The organism is Nocardia sp. NPDC004415 (genome assembly GCF_053602435.1).
The window spans coordinates 73476-89957 of sequence record NZ_JBSGDP010000021.1 but is presented as its reverse complement, the minus strand read 5'-3'; the positions used below and the strand labels follow the sequence as shown (position 1 = coordinate 89957).

The 16482-nt window shown below is 69.7% G+C and carries 17 protein-coding genes; 9 read left to right on the top strand and 8 right to left on the bottom strand.

Annotated elements, in window-relative coordinates; genetic code table 11:
* Positions 1-98: 98 nt before the first annotated feature.
* The 3 genes from ACWEMY_RS13210 to ACWEMY_RS13200 form a co-directional block, all read right to left on the bottom strand.
* Positions 99-758, bottom strand: a complete 660-nt coding sequence (locus tag ACWEMY_RS13210) for a hypothetical protein (protein WP_452390209.1) — start codon at positions 756-758, stop codon at positions 99-101.
* A gap of 111 nt (positions 759-869) precedes the next feature.
* Positions 870-1367: a nitroreductase family deazaflavin-dependent oxidoreductase gene (locus ACWEMY_RS13205; RefSeq protein ID WP_452390208.1), complete on the bottom strand. Its 498-nt coding sequence runs from the start codon at positions 1365-1367 to the stop codon at positions 870-872.
* An 88-nt stretch (positions 1368-1455) separates the two neighbouring features.
* A complete protein-coding gene (locus ACWEMY_RS13200) occupies positions 1456-2220 on the bottom strand; it encodes an ATP-grasp domain-containing protein (RefSeq protein WP_452390207.1) in 765 nt (254 codons plus the stop codon).
* A 129-nt stretch (positions 2221-2349) separates the two neighbouring features.
* Between ACWEMY_RS13200 and ACWEMY_RS13195 the strand changes: the two genes are divergently transcribed.
* Both ACWEMY_RS13195 and ACWEMY_RS13190 read left to right on the top strand, forming a co-directional pair.
* Entirely contained in the window at positions 2350-3591 is a 1242-nt protein-coding gene (locus ACWEMY_RS13195) for a vWA domain-containing protein (RefSeq protein WP_452390206.1), read from the top strand.
* An 84-nt stretch (positions 3592-3675) separates the two neighbouring features.
* Positions 3676-4164 (top strand): FBP domain-containing protein, encoded by a 489-nt coding sequence (locus ACWEMY_RS13190; RefSeq protein WP_452390205.1) that lies wholly within the window; start codon positions 3676-3678, stop codon positions 4162-4164.
* Positions 4165-4170: 6 nt separating this feature from the next.
* Here ACWEMY_RS13190 and ACWEMY_RS13185 read toward each other — a convergent pair whose 3' ends face one another.
* Positions 4171-4443, bottom strand: coding sequence for a hypothetical protein (locus ACWEMY_RS13185; protein ID WP_278262692.1), 273 nt, complete (start codon positions 4441-4443; stop codon positions 4171-4173).
* Positions 4444-4600: 157 nt separating this feature from the next.
* Here ACWEMY_RS13185 and ACWEMY_RS13180 point away from each other — a divergent pair, with 157 nt between their 5' ends.
* Positions 4601-4891 carry a hypothetical protein gene (locus ACWEMY_RS13180; protein WP_336083414.1) on the top strand — a complete coding sequence of 97 codons (291 nt, stop codon included), beginning with the start codon at positions 4601-4603 and terminating at the stop codon, positions 4889-4891.
* Here ACWEMY_RS13180 and ACWEMY_RS13175 read toward each other — a convergent pair.
* The gene (locus ACWEMY_RS13175; RefSeq protein ID WP_452390204.1) at positions 4888-6660 is read right to left on the bottom strand and encodes a TerD family protein; all 1773 of its coding nucleotides are present in this window, start codon (positions 6658-6660) and stop codon (positions 4888-4890) included. The genes ACWEMY_RS13180 and ACWEMY_RS13175 overlap by 4 nt on opposite strands.
* Before the next feature lie 123 nt (positions 6661-6783).
* On the opposite strand from ACWEMY_RS13175, the gene ACWEMY_RS13170 reads away from it, so the two are divergent.
* The gene (locus tag ACWEMY_RS13170) at positions 6784-7272 is read left to right on the top strand and encodes a hypothetical protein (RefSeq protein ID WP_452390203.1); all 489 of its coding nucleotides are present in this window, start codon (positions 6784-6786) and stop codon (positions 7270-7272) included.
* A gap of 27 nt (positions 7273-7299) precedes the next feature.
* Here ACWEMY_RS13170 and pabB read toward each other — a convergent pair whose 3' ends face one another.
* Positions 7300-9357, bottom strand: coding sequence for an aminodeoxychorismate synthase component I (pabB, locus tag ACWEMY_RS13165; RefSeq protein ID WP_452390202.1), 2058 nt, complete (start codon positions 9355-9357; stop codon positions 7300-7302).
* Positions 9358-9406: 49 nt separating this feature from the next.
* Here pabB and ACWEMY_RS13160 point away from each other — a divergent pair, with 49 nt between their 5' ends.
* The 3 genes from ACWEMY_RS13160 (at position 9407) to ACWEMY_RS13150 (ending at position 12306) form a co-directional block, all read left to right on the top strand.
* On the top strand, positions 9407-10471 hold the full coding sequence (locus ACWEMY_RS13160; RefSeq protein ID WP_452390201.1) for a phosphotransferase family protein: 1065 nt from the start codon (positions 9407-9409) through the stop codon (positions 10469-10471).
* 71 nt (positions 10472-10542) lie between these two features.
* On the top strand, positions 10543-11067 hold the full coding sequence (locus ACWEMY_RS13155) for a DinB family protein (protein ID WP_452390200.1): 525 nt from the start codon (positions 10543-10545) through the stop codon (positions 11065-11067).
* A gap of 108 nt (positions 11068-11175) precedes the next feature.
* Entirely contained in the window at positions 11176-12306 is a 1131-nt protein-coding gene (locus tag ACWEMY_RS13150) for an NDMA-dependent alcohol dehydrogenase (protein WP_375936079.1), read from the top strand.
* A 1-nt stretch (position 12307) separates the two neighbouring features.
* On the opposite strand, the gene ACWEMY_RS13145 is transcribed toward ACWEMY_RS13150, so the two are convergent.
* Positions 12308-12664: an iron chaperone gene (locus tag ACWEMY_RS13145; protein WP_452390199.1), complete on the bottom strand. Its 357-nt coding sequence runs from the start codon at positions 12662-12664 to the stop codon at positions 12308-12310.
* A gap of 45 nt (positions 12665-12709) precedes the next feature.
* Complete coding sequence (gene aztA / locus ACWEMY_RS13140) at positions 12710-13375, bottom strand: zinc ABC transporter ATP-binding protein AztA (RefSeq protein ID WP_452390198.1); 666 nt, start codon at positions 13373-13375, stop codon at positions 12710-12712.
* 48 nt (positions 13376-13423) lie between these two features.
* On the opposite strand from aztA, the gene aztB reads away from it, so the two are divergent.
* Together aztB and aztC are read left to right on the top strand one after the other, a co-directional pair.
* On the top strand, positions 13424-15550 hold the full coding sequence (aztB, locus tag ACWEMY_RS13135; protein WP_452390197.1) for a zinc ABC transporter permease AztB: 2127 nt from the start codon (positions 13424-13426) through the stop codon (positions 15548-15550).
* Between the two features lie 26 nt (positions 15551-15576).
* Entirely contained in the window at positions 15577-16464 is an 888-nt protein-coding gene (gene aztC, locus ACWEMY_RS13130) for a zinc ABC transporter substrate-binding protein AztC (RefSeq protein WP_452390213.1), read from the top strand.
* Positions 16465-16482 lie beyond the last annotated feature (18 nt).

Genomic DNA, 16482 nt, shown 5'->3' with positions numbered 1-16482 from the left:
GGTAGAACAGCAAGTGAAGCCTCTGGTGGACGAGTGGATGTGGTAATCAGCTCTCTTACCAGGGGCTTCGCCAGTTCGCATCCGGAGCGGCAGATCAATCACGCTGCGGTGCAACATGGTTCAGCGGCAGGATGAAAAAGGCTCCGTGAGTCGATCTCCACCCGTGCTCGCATGCCCTCGGGCGCGGGACCGGTCAGATCGGTGAACAGGCCGACCGATTGCGGCCTCGAATCACCTGCCACCACGACCGGATCGGTGCCGTCGAGCGTCACGGTGGTGCGCTCGGCGGTCGACGAGATGGCGAGCGCGCCCGCCCGGGGCAGGTCGGCGACAGGGGTGTCCACCAGCGTTTTGTCGCGCAGGACCACCTGCAGGCGGCCGCCGTCGGCCGGTGACACGAGCACGTTCAGCCCGTAGTGCCAGGCCTGGCCGGACGCGGGCGGCACGGTCGCCAGCAGATACCCGCCCTCCGGCGCCGGCCCGGTGATCGCCCCGACCGGAATCGTGGCCTCGATCCCGACCGGGGAATACGACACCAACGGCGCCGTCATACTTTCCGCCCGGCCACCCTCCGGCCACGAGAACGACGCCTGTTGCTGCTGCACCGGGAGCAATGGCACCGCGACCGCGAGTAACGCTCCGAGAATTCCGGCGACAATGGCGACTATTCGCCACAATCGGTCAGGCCGCTGTTTCTCGTCCCGGGAATCCAGAGATCGATCGTCGGACGGCCGCCGTCGGCTCAGCACCAAGGTCACGATTTTCGATACTAACCACGGTGTTCGGAACGCGCACGGGCCGATTTCCCTGAGCACCAGCGGAGTTCGACGGAAATGAAATCCCCGGAACGGTGTATCCGGTATGCGGTATCAAAGGCGGGGTGTCAGGAGGACGATCGGGATGGTGCGGGTGGTGGTGCGGGCGTAGGCGGCGTAGCTGGGGAAGATGTCGACCAGGTGGGGCCAGAGGCGGGTGCGTTCTTCGGGGGTGGCGGTGCGGGCGTGGACGGGGACGGTGGTGGGGCCGACCTGGATGGTGGTGTCGGGGTGGGCGTTCAGGTTGTGGAACCAGGCGGGGTGGGTGGGTAGGCCGGCCTTGGAGGCGACGATGGCGTAGGTGTCGCCGTCGGCGTAGTAGATGAGGGGGGAGGTGCGGCGGGCTCCGGTGCGGGCGCCGGTGTGGTCGAGCAGCAGGATGCGGGCCCCGGGGTGGGCGGGCATGCGGGCGCCGAGGCGGCCGCGGGTGCGGCGGTAGAGGGCCACGTGCAGGGCGGTGGAGCGGCGGCCCAGGTAGACGCCGTGCCGGTTGGCGAATTGGGAACAGGAATCGATCAGGCGTGCTGTCAGCGAGCTCGTGCCGTCACCCATGCGACCTCCATGCCTCGACTCGGTCCAGGCTAGAGGCCGGGCCGCGGGGAAGGCGTTCACGACACGTGCGCGCCCACGATTCGTCCGGTCAGGCGGCGTCCCAGCGTCGGTCGAGCAGTTCGCTCCAGCGCACCATGAGCAGTTCGGTGTACAGGTCGGGAGCGATGTCGTAGGCGCCGAGGGCGAAGCCGTCGTTGGCTTCGATCAGGGCGGTGCTGCCGTCGACGAGCACGCCGAAGTCGAGGGCGTAGGCGCTCGGCGCGGTGCCGGACTCGCGGTGGGCGGTGACGGCCGATTCGACCACGGCGCGGTCGAGGCGGCGGCCGCGGTCGCCCGCGTAGTGGTCCACGGCGAGGATCCGGCCGCGCGAGACGTAGACGCGGTACTCCGAGAGCCAGGTGACCAGTTCCGAACAGTGCACCGGCTGCCTGCGGCTGACACGCCCGAATGCCGCGAGATCGCGATCTGAGTAGCAGACGGTCCCGGGAAAACTCTTGCGCCGGTAGGCCGGTTTCACGAACAGCGGGGCGAGCTCACCGCTGTCCAGCTTGCGCTCGACATCGCCCAGCGTCGAGGTCCAGACCCTGCGCCGCAGATACGGGTGCAGCGACTCGGGGTAGTCGTCGGGTGCGGGGATCGGGATCTGCAGCTGGCGCATCGCGCCGTGCATGGCGTCGACGTCACCGGCGATGAACGTGCCGGGGCCCAGCGGTAGCTGGCCGCGCCGCACCCGCTTGAGGCTGTAGTGACGCACGGGGATGTCGAGACGTTCCAGTACCTGGACGAGCAACGTCTCTTCGTGCCGCATCGGTCCCGATCCGGCGTACTGCACAAACGCGGTGGTGAATTGCATCACCTCAATCATGCACCCGCGCAGCCGGTTCGGCGAGGTTTCCGGCATCCGGACCACCCCGCGCGGGCATGGATACCTCTAGGGTGTGGTGGATCACGGCCGAACGCGGGGCGCGAAGAGGAGAAGACAGTGGCTGCTGTGCTGGTCAAGGGGCAGAACGCGGGACTCGATGCCGCCGAGGTGGTGCTGGCGGTGCGCGGCGGGGTGGCGGCGGATCTGTCGGCGCTGCTGGTGACCGAGGCGGGCACGGTGCGCTCGGACGCGGACTTCGTGTTCTTCAACCAGCCGCAGGCGCCGGGCGTGCGGTGGACCGGTGCGGCGCTGGAGGTTTCGCCCGCGTCGGTCCCGGCCGACATCGCGCAGGTCCGGATCGTGATCACCGCCGCGACGGAGGGCGACCGGTTCGGCGCCGCCGCGGCACCGGTGGCCTCGGTCGCCGATCGCGCCGGAAACGTGTTGTACGAGTACGTGATCGAGGGCCTCGATCACGAGTCGGTGGTGATCGCGGTCGAGCTCTACCGGCGCGGCGCGCAGTGGAAGGTGCGCGCGGTCGGGCAGGGCTACGCCGGCGGATTCGCCGACCTGGTGACCGATCACGGTGTGACCGTCGACGACGAGCCGCAACCGGTGGCCGAGCCGCTCGTGCGGACCGTGCCGGGCGAGGCCGCGCTGAGCTTCGAGAAGAAACAGGTGCTCGACCTGCGCAAACGCGAGGTCGCCAAGATCCTGATCGACAAGAGCGCCTTCGGGACCAGGGCGCGGGTGGTGCTGGTGATCGACAAGACCGGCAGCATGCACAAGCTGTACCGCGGCGGCACGGTGCACCGGGTGGTGGAGCGGATGATCCCCGTCGCCACCCAGCTCGACGACGACGGCACCCTCGAGGCTTACCTCTACGCGCTCACCTACGCCCAGCTGCCCGACATCACCGTGGCCGAGGGCGAGCGGTGGGCGCGCACCTACCTGCACCTGACCGGCACCCACGAGGGCATCGATTACGACCGGCTCGGCGGCCGCAACGACGAACTGCCGATCATGCGCGCCGTCATCGACACCCTGGCCGCGAGTCCGGCGCCGACACTGGTGCTGTTCTTCACCGACGGCGGCTTCGCCAAGAAACGCGAGATCGCCGCGCTCATGCGCGAAGCGGCGCACCTGCCCGCGTTCTGGCAGTTCATCGGCCTGGGCAAGGCCAATTTCGGGGTGCTGCGGACCCTGGACGAACTCGACGGCCGCGTCGTGGACAACGCGGGTTTCTTCGCCCTCGACGACATCGACCGCGTCGACGACGCCGAGCTCTACCGCCTGCTGCTCGGTGAGTTCCCGGATTGGCTGCGTGCCGCCAGGGCGGCGGGCATCGTCGGGCCGTAGCCTGCGGAAAACCGGTTGTCGGTGACCCGGCGTGATCGTTAGCGTGTCTACCGTTTGTGGATCGGCACATCGAAAGGACGCATCATGGAACCCGTCACCGAACGCGACATCAGGGCGTCGTTCGTCAACTGCTCGAAGGGCGACGCCAAACGCCTCAACGTGCCGCGTGACCTGAGCGAACGGCCCTGGGACGATCTCGACTTCCTCGGCTGGAACGACCCGTCCTACGCGGGCCGCTGCTATATCTCGGTCCCCGGGGAGGACGGGCTGATCAGCATCGCGCTGCGGCACGAGACCGGCGGCTCCGGCAAGACCCAGATGTGCACGATCTGCCTGACCACCCATTCCGGTGGCGGCGTCTCCCTGATGACCGCCGCCAAGGCGGGGGAATCGGGCAGGCGGGGCAATACCGTCGGCACGCTCATGTGCACCGACCTGGCCTGCTCGCTCTACGCGCGCAACAAGAAGCGCCCCGCCATGGGCAGCCGCTACCGCGAGGACCTGACCGCCGAGGAGAAGGCCCAGCGCGTGCGGGAGAACCTCGCCGCCTTCCTCGGCCGCCTGCTCAGCTGAACGCGATCAGAGCATCGCGTTCATGATGGTGCCCGCGCTGGTGGCCACCACGCCGCCGATCATCGCGCCCGCGATCATCTTCGGCGACTCGAGCCCGCCACCAGTCCACTTCTCCCAGGCGAACTTTCCGCCCGCGTAGGTGATGGCTATCACACCGGACAGCAGGATGAACCAGGTGAAATACCGCACCAGCTGCAGGATCTTCTCCGACAGCGGCGGTGCCTCCGGCGTCGGATTCCCGATCTGCGCCAAGGTATCGGTGACGACGGCAAGGATCATGTCTGCTCACTTGGTGACTAGGGGAACGGCGGCCAACTGCAGAGCCGATGGTATCGGTTTTGTTGGTGTGCCGGGGGTTCGGGCCCGTATCCTGGAAGCGTTCGAATACGACAGTGCTGGAACGTAGTTCGCATCACGCGACCAAGGGGAGCAGGCTATGAGCATCATTCTGACGTCGATGGCCGACACCGTCACGACGTTCGCGCAGGTCGGTAATCCCACGCCGGAGGCACCGCCGCTGTCGGACAAGATCATGCAGATGGTCCAGTACCTGACCTGGTTCATGATCCTGTCGGGCGTGCTCGCCATCACCGTCGCCGGTGGAAAGTTCGCCTGGGAGAAGTGGAGTGGCAGCTCCATGGAATCGCCGAAGATGATCGCGGGCGCGATGATCGGCGGTGTGGTGGCCACCAGCGGCGGCACGATCATGAACGCGATCCTGGGCTAGATCCGGGCACCCTTCACGCGATTGCAGTTGCGGCACAGGATCTGCAGATTCGCCGCACTGGTCGCACCGCCGCGACTGAGCGGGATGATGTGGTCGAACTCCAGGTAGTGCCCGTCGCCGCACTCCACGCACTTCCCGCCGTCGCGCTGCCAGACCTGGGCTTTCACGTCCTGGGAGATGCTGCGGCTGTCGCGCTGACCGGGGGCGAGGACCAGGCGTTTGGCCACCCGCAGCGCGCCTTCCAGCGCCGCGGCCACATAGTCGGGATCGGTGACGCCGAAGGTGGCGCCGCCCCGCGCGGAGGTCGCCGCGATGACTACGGTGCCGTGCTCGGGATGCACCGAGACCACCCGGTTCCACGGCAGTTCGATACCGGTGCCGTCACCGACGAAACGGAGTTTCTTCGTACTCGCGATCAGTCTGCCCTCGGTGTTGCGCGGGCCGCGCGCGAGCATCCGGGCGTGCACCGCGGGCAGGTCGAGATGCACCCGTTCCTCCGGGTCCAGGTGCAGGCCGGGGGTTTCGACGGTGGGTAGTTCGCCCGAGCGCAGCCGCGACAGGGTGCGGCCGCGATGCATCCGGCGGCGCAGATCGTCGACGACGGCGCCGTTGAGGGCCAGCTCGCTGACCACGTGCTCGAACGCGTCGAGTTCCTCGGCGAACACCTCGCCGTCGGCGAAGGCGAAGGCCACCATCCGTTCCACCTGGGTCAGGCCCGCCTCGCGCAGCACCACCCGGCCGCGTTCCTCGTCGATGCGCTGGAACCGCAGCGCTGCCCACACCTCGATCCACTCCTCGGACTGGGTGCCCGGCCCGGACAGGACCCGGCGCGCGCGGGTGCGCCACTGGGTGAGGAACCCCTCGATCTCCTCGGCACAGCGTTTGCAGGGGCCGTGCCCGCCGAACAGTTTGCGCCGCAGGACATGGCCGCAGCGGGGGCAGCGGGCGCGATGGTCGTCGATGTGCGGGTGGGTGCTGCTGGTCCACTCGGTGCCGTCCCACCAGCGCAGCTGTCCGGGGGTTTCGGGGTCGGGGTGCCAGTCGGCGTGGTCGGGGTCGTGCGGGGGCGGTGGGGGGACGTCGATGACGCGACGGGTGAGCGCGGGGACGCGGCCCGCGGGGGTGCCGTGCTGGTCCTCGCGGTCCGGGTGTTCGCCGGACCGGGGTCCCGCGTCGGCGAATCGACCGGCCGTGCGGGTGGCGCCGATCCGCTCCGGTCGCGCCGGGATCTCGGCGTCGTCGCCGACCGGACGTGGCAGCGTGACCGGTTCCGCCACCGTCACCCCGAACTCCGTGGCCAGACCCGGTAGCCCGCCGACCCAGCCCTGGCCGATCGCCCGGAAACGCCACTGCCCGTCGCGGCGGTAGAACTCGCCGAACATCATCGCCTGTACCCGTTCGATGCCGTCGAGGACGTACCGGACCACGGGGCCGTCGGCGGCGTGCACGGTCAGCGTCAGCTCGGTGAGCTGATCGAAGGTGCCCTCGTCCAGCGACGCGCTCACCACGATGCGCGCCACCTCGGTCTCGGTGCGCGGCAACGACACACTCAGGCGCGCGGTACCCGGCGCGGGCTGCTGATCGAGGGTCACCGCCTGCGAGATGTGACGCGGGGCGTTGAAGAAGACGAAATCCCGGTCGCCGCGAACCAGGCCCGACTCGTCGAGCAGCAGCGCGTGCGCGTCCACCGCGTGCGCCGAACGCCATGAAAGGACCACGGCGAGAAGCGATGTCGGTACCGGCGCGTGGGCGCCCTTGCGGATTTCCATGGTCTTCGCATGATGCCACGCTGATCCGACAGGTTTGTCCGGGCGTCGGCGCCGACGGTGGTCTTCGCCGCGGACACGCGTGGGGTCCCGGCGCGGGCGAGGTCCGTGGGGCACAGTGGTGGGATGACGAACCCGAAGAAGCGGGGGCGCGGGGGTGAGCCCGTGCCGGAGCCGCAGGGGCGCAAGGTGCCGGGGGCGGATCTGCTCTCGGCCGCGCAGGCGGCGGTGGGTGCGGCGCAGATGGCGGCGGGGCAGGCCATCGACGCGGCCCAGCAGACGGCGGGATACGCCTTCGACGCCGCCGTGCGGCTGCCACCGGCCTCCGCGCAACTGGCGGCGCAGCTGCCGGATCTGGTGGAGAACCTGTCGATCGCGGTGGACCGCCTCAACAGCACGATCGACCGCCTCGACCGCACCCTGGCACTGGCGGACCCGGTCTTCGCCACCTACGACCGGTTGCTGCCCCGGCTGGAAGCCATGATCTCCCTCGGCGAGGACCTCTTCGGCGCCCTGGCGAAACTTCCCGGTGTCGGCCTGCTCGGCCGGATCACCGGCCGTGGCGGCGAGGAACCGGCCCCGGAGCCGCCACCGAAGAAGCGCCCCCGCCGCTGACCGCCGCATCACCCGGAGGCCGCTGCCTCAGGGGGCCAGGGCGCGGAAGGTGGCGGCGGCTTTGAGGACCATCTCGGCGAATTCGTCCTCGGGGTCGGAATCGAGGACGATGGCGCCGCCCGCGCCGATGCGCCATTCGTCGTCGTAGCGGACGGCCGTGCGGATGACGATATTGAGATCGGCGGTGCCGCCGAGGCCGAGGAAGCCGATGGTGCCGGAGTAGACGCCGCGGGCCTGGGTCTCGAGCTCGTCGAGGATCTCCATGGTGCGCAGTTTGGGCGCGCCGGTCATCGAGCCACCCGGGAAACAGGCGCGCAGGCAGTCGACCACGCCCGCGCCGGGACGCAGGGTGCCGCGCACGGTGGACACCAATTGGTGCAGCGTGGAATAGGTTTCGGTGGTCATCAGCTCGGGCACGTGCACCGAGCCCACCTCGCAGACCCGGCCCAGATCGTTGCGCAGCAGGTCCACGATCATCAGGTTCTCGGCGCGGGTCTTGGGGTCGTCGGCCAGGGCGCGGCGCAGCTGCTCGTCCTCGGCGACGGTACGTCCGCGTGGGGCGGTGCCCTTGATCGGCTTGCTCTCCACCACCCGGTCCCGGTCGATCTTGAGGAAGCGCTCGGGGGAGGAACACGCCACATCGAGGCCGTCGAATCGCAGGTAGGCGGCATACGGCGCGGGGTTGCAGCGGCGCAGGCGCTGGTACAGGGCCAGGCCGTCGTCGGGTGCGGCCGCCACGGCGACGGTGTCGGTCAGGCAGATCTCGTAGGACTCGCCCGCGTGCAGCCGCTCCTGGCAGACCGCGATATCGGCCAGATAGCGGTCGCGGCCCCGGATCAGGTCGGCCTGCACGGCGTCCGGATCGGCGGGTACATGCAGGTCGGCGGGATTGGCCCAGGTCGGCAGGTCGGCCAGTGCGGTGCCGGTCGCGCGCAGCCAGTCGTCGGCGGCGGGCTCGGTCGCTTCGGTGGTCAGCGCGAGCAGATGGGTGCGCCCGGCTTCGTGGTCGACCACGATCAGCCGGTCGGCGAAGATCCACTGCGCGTCGGGCGTCAGCGACCGGTGCGTGGCGCTCGCACCGCAATCGGCCTTCACCTCGTAGCCGAGATAGCCGACATACCCGCCCGCGAAATCGAACGGCAGTTCCGGCGGATCGCAGTGCCTGCGCCGCAACTCGCGATCCAGGTAGTCCAGCACGGTGCCGGGGACGGTGCGCGCACCCTGGGCGTCCGTCACGGTGACGGTGCCGTCACCGACCCGGTAACCGACGATCTCGGCGTGCGGCCCACTCGCGTCACCGAGGAAGGAGAACCGGTCCAGTCCCGGCTCGACGTGCTCGCTGTCGAGCCAGAACGCGGTCTCCGACCCGGCGTATCGGCGCAGGAAGACGGCCTCGGTATCGATGGCGCGCTCGATCACGCTGTGCCGCAACCGGAATCGCAGCTCGGGAGCCGGGTCCTCGGCCGCCACCGGCCCGCGCACCACGACCGGCGCGCTCACCGGCGTCCGCGCCTTGGTCAGATCGGCGAAATTGCGCACCAGCGCCGCACCGAACTCGCTCGACACCGATTCCGGATGGAACTGCACGCCCCACTGCGGTCGTTCCCGGTGCCGCACACCCATGATCACGCCGTCGGCGGTGGTCGCGGTGACGTCGAGCGAATCCGGCACGTGCTGGGCGGCCAGCGAGTGATAGCGCACCACGGTGAAGTCCTGCGGCAGCCCGGCGAACAGATCGCGGTCGTCGTGGGCGACCCGGTCGAGGTAGCCGTGCCGGGCCCGCGGCGCCCGGCCGACGGTGCCGCCCGCGCCGATCACGATGCCCTGATGCCCCAGGCACACACCCAGCAGCGGCAGCTCGGTCTCGGCGATCACCCGGGTGGAGATGCCCATGTCGCGCGCGCGATCGGGTCTGCCCGGGCCGGGGGAGATCACCACATTGTCGAACCGCGACAACTCCAGTGCGGCCGGATCGCCGACCTCGTCGTTGCGCACGACGGTCGGCTCGCTCCCGTTGACCTCGCTGATCAGCTGATAGAGGTTGTAGGTGAACGAGTCGTAGTTGTCGATCAAGAGCGTGCGCATCGTATCGGAAACCCTACGCCGGGCCCATGGACCGGCCTGCTCGGGCACAATGATCGCCATGTCTGTTTCGCAACCGGTCGACGTCGACCCGGGCATCGCCGATTTCGCGGCGATCGGCCGATGGATGGACGAGCGTGACCTGCCCGGCGGTCCCTTCGACACGGTCACCGCGATCGGCGGCGGCACCCAGAACATCATGCTGCGTTTCACCCGCGGCGGACGCGAATACGTCCTGCGGCGCGGCCCCAAGCATCTGCGCGCCAAGAGCAACGAGGTGATCGGTCGCGAATCGCGCCTGCTGGGCGCGCTCGACGGCACCGAGGTCCGCGCGCCCCGGGTGATCGCGGCCTGCGACGACGAGTCGGTGATCGGCGCGGTCTTCTATCTGATGGAACCGATCCGCGGCTTCAACCCGCAGACTGAACTGCCCGACCTGCACGCCGGTGACCCCGAGATCCGCAGGCAGATGGGCCTGTCCGCGGTCGAGGCCATCGCCCGCCTCGGCTCGCTGGACTACCGGGCGCTGGGCCTGGCCGACTACGGCCACCCCGAGGGCTTCCTCGAACGCCAGGTCCCGCGCTGGCTGCGCGAACTCGACTCCTACAGCGCCAACGAGGGCTATCCCGGCCCGGAGATCCCCGACGTGGAGCGCATCGGCGACTGGCTCGAGCGGCATCGCCCCACCGACTGGAGTCCCGGCATCATGCACGGCGACTGTCACCTGGCGAACATGATGTTCGACTACGACAGCCCGGCGGTGGCGGCCATGGTCGACTGGGAGATGTCGACCATCGGTGACCCGCTGCTCGACCTCGGCTGGCAGCTGGCCACCCGTCCCGAACCCGGCACCGTCGGTGCGGGGCTGATGGGCACTCTCGGCACGGTCGGCGGCCTGCCCACGCCCGAGGAGATGATCGAGCACTACGGCGAGTTCTCCGAGCGTGACCTGAGCGCGGTGCCCTGGTACACGGTGCTGGCCTGCTTCAAACTGGGCATCGTGCTGGAGGGCACGCACGCGCGGGCCTTCGCGGGCAAGGCGCCCAAACAGGTCGGTGACTTCCTGCACGCGGTCACCCTCGAGCTGTTCGGCAAGGCCCGGCAGCTCACCGAGTGATGCCCGGATCTCGCCGCAGGTTGGCCGGATCTTGATGGATCACAAGATGCGGTCATCCTAGGCTTGGCGACATGATCGTTCCCGACACCAAGAACTGGACCTGGGTCCTCGAACGGCGCTGCCCCGAGTGCGGATTCGACGCCGAGACCGTCGCCTACGCGGCGGTCCCCGAGCGCGCGCTGAGCAGTGCCGCCCGGCTCGGCGCCGCCCTCGAACGCGACGACGTGCGCGTGCGCCCCGACGACGCCACCTGGTCGGTCCTCGAATACGGCGCCCACGTGCGCGATGTCTGCCGGATCTTCGACACCCGGCTGGCCCTGATCCTGGCCGCCGACGGCGCCGAGGTCCCCCGGTTCGAGAACTGGGATCAGGACGCCACCGCCGTCGCCGACCGCTACGGTGAGCAGGACCCCGCGCGGGTCGCCGAGGAACTGTCCACCGCCGCCGACCGGGTCGCCGCCGCCTTCGCCGCCGTGCCCGCCGACCGCCTCGACCGGCGCGGCGCCCGCAGCGACGGCGCGGAGTTCACGGTCACCTCACTGTCGCGCTACTTCCTCCACGACCTCGTGCATCACGTCCACGACGTGCGGGGATAGAGATTTTCCGATTTATTTCTAGAACGTGTTACAGATTCGGCCGAAATTTCGTTAGGGTGAGTGCAGTCACTACGAGGCACCAAGCTTGGCGAGAGGTCGAGGCGGAACATGAAGACCAAGGGCGCGATCCTGTGGGGCACCGACCAGCAGTGGTCGGTGGAGGAGATCGAGGTCGGCGATCCCGTCGCCGGTGAAGTGCAGATCCGGATGGAAACGGCGGGCATGTGCCACTCCGACCATCACATCGTCACCGGCGCCACGCCGATGCCGGCGTTCCCGGTGATGGGCGGCCACGAGGGCGCCGGTGTCATCACCAAGCTCGGTCCGAACTGTCCGAGCGACCTGGCCGTGGGCGACCACGTCATCCTCTCGTTCATCCCGGCCTGCGGTCGCTGCCCCGCGTGCGTGGCCGGGCACATGGCGCTGTGTGATCTGGGCGCGGGCCTGCTCATGGGCCAGGCCATCTCCGACGGCACCTACCGCATCCAGGCGCGCGGCGAGAACGTCATCCCGATGTGCCTGCTCGGCACCTTCGCGCCCTACATGACCGTGCACCACACCTCGGTGGTCAAGATCGACCCGACCATCCCGTTCGAGGTCGCCTGCCTGGTCGGCTGCGGTGTGCCCACCGGCTTCGGCTCCTCCACCCATGTCGCCGAGGTACAGCCGGGGGAGACCGTGGTGATCGCGGGCATCGGCGGTGTCGGCATGAGCGCGCTGCAGGGCGCGGTGCTCTCCGGTGCCTCGAAAGTCGTTGCCATCGACCCGAATCCGTGGAAGCGGGAGCAGGCGCAGAAGTTCGGCGCCACCCACACCTACGAGAGCATGGCCGCCGCGATCATGCCGCTGATGGAGGCCACCGAGGGCCGCATGGCCGAGAAGGTCATCCTCACCATGGGTGAGATGCACGGCGACTACGTCGAGGAGGGCCTGATCCTCACCGGCAAGGCGGGCACGCTGGTGGTCACCTCGATGGGCCGCATGGACGCCGGCGACGTGAAGATGAACAGCTTCCTGCTGTCCATGCTGCAGAAGACGGTCAAGGGCTGCATCTTCGGCGGTGGCAATGCCCGCCAGGACGCGCCGCGGCTGCTCTCGCTCTACAAGGCCGGCCAGCTCAACCTCGACGACATGGTCACCCGCAGCTACTCGCTCGAGGAGATCAACCAGGGCTACCAGGACATGCTCGACGGCAAGAACATCCGCGGCATCATCCGCTACACCGAAGCCGACTGGTAGCTCAGCCCCGATGTTCCCGCCCGGCGAGCCGGACCACGATCTGCGCGATCAGGTCGTACGGAATCGGTTCGCCGAGTGGGAATTTCACCGTTCCCCGCCCCGACACGTACGGGGCGACGGCCCGGTCGAACTCCGCGTCGCCCTCGGGGACGGGATAGAGACTCACATGGGCCTTCCAGCCTGCGAACGAGACGAACGCCCGGCCGTCGAGGGTGGCCGCGGGTATCGCGTAGCTGATCTTCTCGCCCGCCTCCGGGACCACCCGGCGGATCGTGGCGCGGATCTGCTCGAGCACCGCGCGCGTCGCCTCGGGCTGCTCGGCGAGATAGGCGTCGACCGATGCGGGTGCGTCTGCCATGGGCTGCTCCTCGGTGCCGGACCGCTGGGGTGACCGTCCCCGATTCTAGGCGCTGACCAGCACGTCTTCCGGACGACCCGCGGCGATCAACTGCCCGTCGCGCAGCAGCAGGCAGTGGTCGGCGCGGGCCGCCTCGTCGCGATCATGAGTCGCCTGCACGACCGTCACCCCGGACTCGGCCACCTCGGTGAGCACCCGCGAGATCGCGGCCTGGGAGGCCGTGTCCAAGCCGGTCGCCGGTTCGTCGAGCAGCAGCAGCTCCGACCGCTGGGCCAGGGCTTGGGCGAGCAGGGTGCGCTGGCGCTGACCGCCGGAGAGGGTGTCGAGGCGCCGCGACGCCAGATCCGTGAGATCCATCCGCTCCACGCACTCGCCGACGACGGCGCGGTCCGCGCGCGTGAGCCGCCGCCACGGACCGCGGTGCGCCCACCGTCCCATCGCCACCGCGTCGCGCACCGTGAGGGGCAGCGTCGGCGGAATCGCGGTGTGCTGCACCACGAATGCCGGTCGGCCCAGCGCGTGTTCGACCGTTCCCGACTCGATCGTCACGGTGCCCGCGAGCGCGCCGAGCAGGGTCGACTTCCCCGAGCCGTTGTGTCCCACGATCGCGGTGACCCGCCCGCGCGGGATCGTCGCCGACAGCCCGCGCAGCACCGTGGTGCGCGCGTAACCCGCCGTCAGTTGGTCGATTCGGACCGCTGTGTGTTGCATCTCACCCCAATTGAAACGATAACCATTTTCAGTATAGCCTTCCGCGCTATGGATTGGCTGATCGCCCCGTTCGAGGTGGCATTCGTGCAGCGTGCGCTGTGGGGCGGACTGCTCGTGTCGTGCGTGTGTGCCCTGGCCGGGACCTGGGTCGTGGTGCGCGGCATGGCGTTTCTGGGTGACGCCATGGCCCACGGCATGCTGCCCGGTGTCGCGGTGGCCGCGCTGCTCGGCGGGAACCTGATCGTGGGTGCCGCCGTCAGTTGCGCGGCCATGGCCTTCGGTGTGTCCGCGCTCGGGCGCAGTCCCCGCTTCGGGGCCGATACCGCGATCGGGCTGCTGTTCGTGGGCATGCTCGCGGCGGGGGTGATCATCGTGTCGCGTTCGCAATCGTTCGCGGTGGACCTCACCGGATTCCTCTTCGGCGACGTCCTCGCGGTGCGGTCCCAGGATCTCGGCTTCCTCGCCGCGGCCGTGGCGGTCGCGCTGGTGGTGGCCGTGCTCGGCCATCGCTCGTTCGTCGCGCTCACCTTCGATCCGCGCAAGGCGCACACGCTGGGCCTGCGCCCCAAGCTCGCCAACGCCGTGCTGATCGGCCTGGTGACACTGGCCATCGTCGCCTCGTTCCACGTCGTCGGGACGCTGCTGGTCTTCGGCCTGCTCATCGCGCCACCCGCCGCCGCGCTCTACTGGTCGGACCGCATCCCGGTGGTGATGCTGCTCGCCGCGGCCATCGGCGGCCTGTCCACGGTGGTGGGCCTGCTCATCTCCTGGCACGCGCAGACGGCGGCCGGGGCGACCATCGCCGCCGTCGCGGTCGCGACCTTCTTCCTCTCGGCGATCGCGTCGTCGCTGCGGGCGCGATTCGGCCGGGCGGGGGCGGCCTCGGTCGCGGCGCTGGCCGCGGTACCGCTGGTCGGTTGTGGAACCGCCGAACCGCCGGTGCTGCCGGAGGAGACCCCGCACGGTTTCGTCGCGGGCGCCGAGGAGATGAGCGAGGTACAGACCCGGCTGATCCTGGCCGACGCCGCCGGGGCGACACGGGTGCTCGATCTGCTGACCGAACAGGTCGTCGAGGTGAACAGCATTGCCGCGCAAGCTGTTCCGGCCGTCACCTCGATCGCCACGGACGGCCGCTTCGCCTACCTGGGCTCCGGCGACCGAACTGCCGTCGTCGACGGCGGCGCCTGGACTGTCGACCACGGCGACCACCGGCACTACTACAGCGCGCCGATCAAAGCGGTCGGCGCCATGGAGCAGCCGGTCCCCGGTTCGCCGCCCGCACCGAGCGCAGTGAACGCGTCGCCCGCTCCGAGTGGATCGCCCGCGTCGAGCGTGCAACCTGTGCCGAGCGTGTCGACAGCCACCGGCTCGCAGGGGGAGCCGGGGGCACGAGTCGATGGTGACGCGGTGGTCGGCGCCTATGCGGACGCGGTGGTCGTGACGGTGGTGTCGGCGAGCGGACAGTCGACAGTGCTCGACCGGGCCGCGCTGGAGGCGGGGACCATCCCAGAGGCGCGGCCGGTGACGGGTATCGCGGTGCCGTACGGTGAGCGGATCATCGTGGCGAACGGTGACGGACGCGTCGAGGTGCGTGCGCGGAACGAGCCCAGCGGACAGGCGCAGGCCGAGCGGTGTGCCCAGCCACAGGGGCAGGCGGTGACGCGGCGCGGCGTCGTATTCGGTTGTGCGGACGGGGCGCTCGTCGTGGCCCAGCGCGACGGCGAGTTCGTGGCGGAGAAGATCCCGTATCCGGGGTCTGCCACCGACCGGGCCACCGCCTTCACCCACCGCCCCGGCAGCACCACGCTGACCGCGCTCGCGGGACGCGACGGCGTGTGGACCCTCGACATCCGGAAGAAGACCTGGACCCGGACCCCGATCGCCGACGCCGTCGCGGTGAACACCGCAAGTGAGGGCGCGCCGCTGCTGGTCCTCACCCGTGACGGTGTGCTGCACGGCATCGATCCGGAAACCGGAACGCGGACAGCGCGGGTCCCGCTGTTGGACGGCCCGGTGACCGGCACCCCGGCCATCCGTGTCGACCCGGAACGCGCCTACGTCAACGACATCCGCGGCCGCCGGGTCCACGAGATCGCCTACAACGACAACCTGCGCGTCGCCCGTGTCTTCCCGCTCGACATCGAGCCCGCGCTGATGGTGGAGACCGGACTGTGAGCACGAGAACCCGCGCTGTCGCGGCGATGCTGATCATGACGATGACCGCCCTGCTGGGCGCCTGCGCCACCGAGCCCGAACGCACCGGCATCGTGGTGACCACCAATATCCTCGGTGACCTCACCCGCACCATCGTCGGCGACGCCGCCCCGGTCACCGTCCTCATGCAGGCCGGGGCCGACCCGCACTCCTTCGCCATCTCGGCCCGGCAGGCCGCCGACATCGAGCGCGCGGCACTGGTGGTGCACAACGGGCTCGGCCTCGAGGAGGGCATCGCCAAGCACGTGAGCGCCGCCGCGGCCGCGGGCGTGCCGACCCTGGCCGTCGCCGAACACGTCGACCCGATCGACTACACCGCCGACGACTCCGCGGGCGCCCCCGACCCGCACTTCTGGACCGACCCGCGCCGTGTCCGCACGGCCGTGGAGACCATCAGCGCCGAGGTGCTCGCCCGCGTCGGGGGTATCGACGCGGCGGCCGTGCGCGCCAACACCGAGCGCTATCTCACCGAACTCGATCAGCTCGACCGCTGGATGACCGAACGCTTCGCCACCATCGCCCCCGAACGCAGGCAGCTGGTCACCGACCATCACGTCTTCGGCTATCTCGCCCAGCGCTTCGGCTTCCGGGTGATCGGCGCGGTGATCCCCAGCGGCACCACCCTGGCCTCACCCAGCGCCGCCGACCTCGACGGCCTGGCCACCGCGATCAGAACCGCGGGAGTCTCCGCGGTCTTCGCCGATTCCGCCCAGCCCGACCGCCTCGCGCGCGTGCTCGCCGAACACACCGGACTGCACGTCCGGGTGATCGCGCTGCACACCGAATCGCTGTCCGCCCCCGGCGGCGGCGCGGCCACCTATCCGGAGATGGCGCGCACCAATACCGAGGCCATCGTGCGCGGGCTGACGACCTAGTTTCACGCAGCAGAAATG